Source organism: Caballeronia terrestris (assembly GCF_001544515.1).
Taxonomy (GTDB): Bacteria; Pseudomonadota; Gammaproteobacteria; order Burkholderiales; family Burkholderiaceae; genus Caballeronia; species Caballeronia terrestris.
The window spans coordinates 1-3,221 of sequence record NZ_FCOL02000216.1 but is presented as its reverse complement, the minus strand read 5'-3'; the positions used below and the strand labels follow the sequence as shown (position 1 = coordinate 3,221).

Genomic DNA, 3,221 nt, shown 5'->3' with positions numbered 1-3,221 from the left:
AAGATTGACATTGATCAATTCCATCGGCCGCAGCAGCACTAGGCTGAGGTAAGCGTTCTAGTTCGGCGAGAGGGCGCCGGGACTAATTACCGGGCTTGACATGGTAGAAGTTAGCTGACTGCAACTGAATTAAGGAGGGCAACAGCCATGAAGTCGGACAGTCAACTGAGGCAGGAAGTCGAGGAAGAACTAATGGAAAATCCGGCCGTCGACGCAAATGGGATAGGCGTTGCCGTGTCTGGAGGCATCGTCACCTTGAGCGGACACGTTGCGGATTATGCGCAGAAGATCGCCGCGGAGAAGTCTGCGCTCAGAATTGCCGATGTCGTCGCCGTCGTAATCGGCATTGACGTGAAGCTTCGCGAGCCAGACCGACGAACCGATGAGGACGTCGCCTTGGGTGTGCGGGCGGTCCTCGACTGGATTACGGGGCTGCAAGAACATGCTATCAAGATCAAGGTCGAGAAAGGATGGGTGACTTTGAGCGGCGAAGTACAAGACGGTTACCGCAGCCATATCGCCGAGAAGAATATCGTTCATATGCGGGGCGTCACGGGAGTGACGAACAATATCAGAATCCGTGGCTCCGCTTCGCCGGTCGACATCGAGTACAACATCCGCAGGGCAATTCAGCGTCATACGAATCGCGAACTGAAGCATCTTGGCATTGAGGTCGACGACGGCAAGGTCACACTGTCCGGTCGCCTCAGTTCTTTGGCTGAGCGGTCTGTCGTGTGGGGAGCGGCGCGCTGGACGCCTGGCGTGAAGGCTCTCGTCGACCGTCTTGTAATCAGCTGACGCGACGAGCCGTCTTCCAACGGGCGCCGGCAGCGAAGCGTGGCTGGTGTTCTCGGCAGAGGGACGACAGATGCTCGAGTGGTCCACCTGCGAATTCGCTTGATTCGAACTGTGATCGGCGATACACATATAGACAGACAGTTGCCCTCTCCGCCCGCTTCGAGCGTTGCGTGAGCCGTTGGAAGTTACCACATTGACGTTGATGGCGCGTTGTAACGATCATAAGGGTCGACGCACCGCATCCCTTCGACGATCCCCTGGGCACCCCGACGTGCGCCGGGGCACTAGGCGCGACGCCGTTGCTCTAACGCTGAACGAAGGGCTTCAGGATCTGCGTCCCTCGGGATCCACGAAGGGCGAGATTGTAAGTTGCACACCGAGTGCGCATCGCTACAGGGCAGTGCTTGCTAGGGGAGTCGTTTGGCGCGGTGCCACGAGCCATCCTTGACGGGCGCTCGAAAAGGAAAGATCTGACTGACGTGGCGAGCGGCGAAACAGAGGGAAACTATATGAAAATCAGTTCGAGCGACTTTCTCATTCCGGAAGGATGCGAGCTCAATCTACGGAAGTGGCCGACGAGGATAGGGCCGGCATACACGTCAAAAGAAGACTATCAAAAGCTGCTCCGAGAGCACGTTGCCCGGCTTAGCTTATTGCAACAGCTTCTGTACGCATCCAATCGATATGCGATCCTGCTGATCTTCCAGGCAATGGATGCGGCAGGAAAAGATGGTGCGATCAAACATGTGATGTCTGGCGTGAATCCGCAAGGCTGCCAGGTATTCAGCTTTAAGCATCCGAGCACCGAAGAGTTACAGCACGACTTTCTCTGGCGGACCACTCGCGATCTACCTGAGCGCGGGCGGATTGGTATCTTCAACCGATCCTACTACGAGGAGGTCCTCGTCGCCCGAGTCCACCCTGAGATTCTTCGCAGCGAAGGCGTCCCGGGCGTGCGGCTCGACGGCGACAGAGTCTGGCGCGACCGGTATCAATCCATCATTGATCTCGAGCGGCACCTCTGGATAAACGGAACCCGCATCATCAAATTCTATCTTCATCTGTCGAAGGAGGAGCAGCGACAGCGTCTCCTTCAACGTATCGACGTCCCAGAAAAGAACTGGAAATTAAGCCTTGCGGACATCAATGAGAGGAAATTCTGGAAGCAATATATGAACGCGTATGAGGGGTGCCTGAAGGCGACGAGTACAACTGATGCACCTTGGTACGTCGTACCCGCTGACGACAAGGAAAACGCTCGGCTAATCGTGTCCCAGGTTCTCGTCGATGCCTTAGAAGGGCTTAGGATGACCTTTCCTAAAACAACCGCCGCGCGACGAACGCAATTGCAAGCGATGCGCAAGCAGCTTGCAAAGTGATCTTCAGGAACATATCCGCACGCGTATCGCCTCTGACATCGTCGCCGACCCGGCTCGAAACCTGGAGGGTGCCACAGACGCGCTGGTTCGCGGCACTGCGTCGCTACTACGACGAGCACATCGTGCTCCTGGGCGATCAACTGTAACGCCGTCGGCAGCGTCGCGAGAACACGTTCAATCCTGCCTCAGTTCGCGCCAGATTACCCTGCCTTCCTCCTGGCCAGCAAGAAAAGCGTCGGCTTGAGTGGTGCCGAGCGCGTAGGGCAGCACGATGGCGGCGCCCTCGATGCAGTTTTCCAATATCGAGCGGACTCCAGCGATGTACTCGGCGGATCGAGGATCGCGACCAGAGGTGAACGCTTCTGCCATTAGTTCGGCTACGGTGGGCTTGCTCATGTTCGCTCCTTCGGGTCGGGTGGATCAGGCCGCTGGTATATATTCATACGCGGCAGTGCGGGGTCATCGGGTGGCTGACGCAATACGCTTTCCCGAACCGCGCTGGCTGCCGTCTACCAGCTCTACGTCTCGTCGACAGCCGCGTAAAGAAGTCGTGCGCCGATCAGAGCGTAGTGAGGTATCGCGTTGATCAACTGGTACTGGTTGAGTTTCAAAGCCTCCCGATTCCTCTTGCCGATGGCGGGAGCACCACTGACGCGGTTGTCCGCGAACACCTGAGCAGCATTCATTCGTCACGGTCGATATAAGTGCGACGGTCTTCCACTAATCCCCTCGTGAAGTCGAATCGAATGGTCGCATTAGCTTTTCTCCGTCCGCAGCAAAGTTTTTAGAAAGGCTTCGACACGCACCAGGGAGGGTTGAAGATAAAGCTTAATGCAAAGTCTTCCAGAGGCGTTGATATGGATCAACCACGGCCTGCGGCCACGATCATCGTCGACCAAAATCGGTCGGCGCTCTCTAGGGCGAGCGGCCGGATCAAAACTTGTTTCGGTCGTCGCCAACGATACTACCGCAATCGAACTCAAGGGCCTTCGCTCGCGCCTGCCCAGAATCGTCGATATCGCGCGGTGTCGAGCAGACATATAT

The 3,221-nt window shown here is 56.7% G+C and carries 5 protein-coding genes; 2 read left to right on the top strand and 3 right to left on the bottom strand.

Translation table 11 applies throughout. From position 1 onward, the window contains the following. The first annotated feature begins 147 nt into the window (after nucleotides 1–147). Together AWB67_RS35465 and AWB67_RS35460 are read left to right on the top strand one after the other, a co-directional pair. Nucleotides 148–798 (top strand): BON domain-containing protein, encoded by a 651-nt coding sequence (locus AWB67_RS35465; RefSeq protein ID WP_087660561.1) that lies wholly within the window; start codon nucleotides 148–150, stop codon nucleotides 796–798. 509 nt (nucleotides 799–1,307) lie between these two features. Further along, entirely contained in the window at nucleotides 1,308–2,177 is an 870-nt protein-coding gene (locus AWB67_RS35460) for an ADP-polyphosphate phosphotransferase (RefSeq protein WP_087660562.1), read from the top strand. A 174-nt stretch (nucleotides 2,178–2,351) separates the two neighbouring features. On the opposite strand, the gene AWB67_RS35455 is transcribed toward AWB67_RS35460, so the two are convergent. The 3 genes from AWB67_RS35455 to AWB67_RS42585 form a co-directional block, all read right to left on the bottom strand. Then, nucleotides 2,352–2,573, bottom strand: coding sequence for a hypothetical protein (locus tag AWB67_RS35455; RefSeq protein ID WP_087660560.1), 222 nt, complete (start codon nucleotides 2,571–2,573; stop codon nucleotides 2,352–2,354). Nucleotides 2,574–2,695: 122 nt separating this feature from the next. Next, nucleotides 2,696–2,863 carry a hypothetical protein gene (locus AWB67_RS41160; RefSeq protein WP_159907892.1) on the bottom strand — a complete coding sequence of 56 codons (168 nt, stop codon included), beginning with the start codon at nucleotides 2,861–2,863 and terminating at the stop codon, nucleotides 2,696–2,698. Nucleotides 2,864–2,932: 69 nt separating this feature from the next. Next, nucleotides 2,933–3,221 (bottom strand): hypothetical protein (locus AWB67_RS42585; protein ID WP_235025545.1); only part of this gene is annotated, 289 nt, incomplete at its 5' end.